A 1,172-nucleotide genomic window follows, 5' to 3' on the forward strand; every position below is an offset into this window, starting at 1 on the left:
GTTCGCATCGGCTCCGATTCTCCGCAAGTCCCTCCGGGTCGGGTGGGGCGCCGGACCGGGAGGGCACCGTCTGCAGGCCGGGGCAGGCCGGACGGGATTCTTGGTGCGCGACGGATCAAACCATCGCGACGAATTGTCTCTTCAAAGCAGCGTCAGTTGCACCTGGTCTTTCCCGGCGGCAACGAACTGATCGGTCCGCAGCGTGCGCCGTTCGGCATTGAGACCAAGCCGCTTGGCTGTGATCTCGAAGCGCCGGCCGATCTGCCAGGCATAGGGACCGGCGCCCTTCATGCGCTTGCCCCATTCCGAATCGTAGTCCTTGCCGTCACGCATGGAGCGGACCAGCGACATCACATGGCGGTAACGGTCGGGATAATGGCGCAGCAGCCAGTCCTTGAAGATCGGGCTGACCTCCAGCGGCAGCCGCAGGATCACATAACCCGCCTCGCGCGCGCCGGCCGCACGTGCCGAATCGAGGATGCGTTCCATCTCCGGATCGGTCAGGCCCGGAATGATCGGCGCCACCATGACCGACGCCGGAATGCCGGCATCCGAAAGCTGCCGGATCGCTTCCAGCCGCTTGGTCGGTGTCGACGCGCGCGGCTCCATGGTGCGCGCCAGCATGCGGTCGAGCGTCGTCACCGACAGCGCCACCTTGGCTAGCCCGCGTTCGGCCATGCGCGACAGGATATCGATATCGCGCGTCACCAGGGCGGACTTTGTCACGATGCCGACCGGATGGCCGCGCGCTTCCAGCACTTCGAGGATTTCGCGCATGATCCGGTATTGCTTCTCGATCGGCTGGTAGGGGTCGGTGTTGGTGCCGATGGCGATGGTGCGCGGCTGATAGCTGTCCTTCGAAAGCTCCTTGTCGAGCAAGCGCGCCGCATCAGGTTTGGCGAACAGCTTCGATTCGAAATCCAGACCCGGCGACAGGCCCATGAACGCGTGCGTCGGGCGGGCAAAGCAATAGACGCAGCCATGCTCGCAGCCGCGATAAGGGTTGATGGAACGGTCGAAGGAAATGTCGGGCGATTCGTTGCGGGTGATGATGGTGCGCGGCTTCTCGACCTGCACTTCGGTCTTGAAGGGGGGCAGTTCTTCCAGCGAATTCCAGCCATCGTCGAACACGTGCCGGCTGACTGGCTCGAATCGGCCGGACGGGTTGATGC

General features: G+C 64.1%; 1 protein-coding gene. It reads right to left on the reverse strand.

Annotation, left to right across the window (positions count from 1 at the left end):
- Positions 1 to 141: 141 nt before the first annotated feature.
- Positions 142 to 1,172, reverse strand: a 1,031-nt coding sequence (locus tag EN932_RS36530; protein ID WP_128369544.1) for a PA0069 family radical SAM protein, incomplete at its 5' end; no start/stop codon positions are given.

The organism is Mesorhizobium sp. M7A.F.Ca.US.002.01.1.1, assembly GCF_004022955.1.
GTDB classification, from domain to species: Bacteria; Pseudomonadota; Alphaproteobacteria; order Rhizobiales; family Rhizobiaceae; genus Mesorhizobium; species Mesorhizobium ciceri.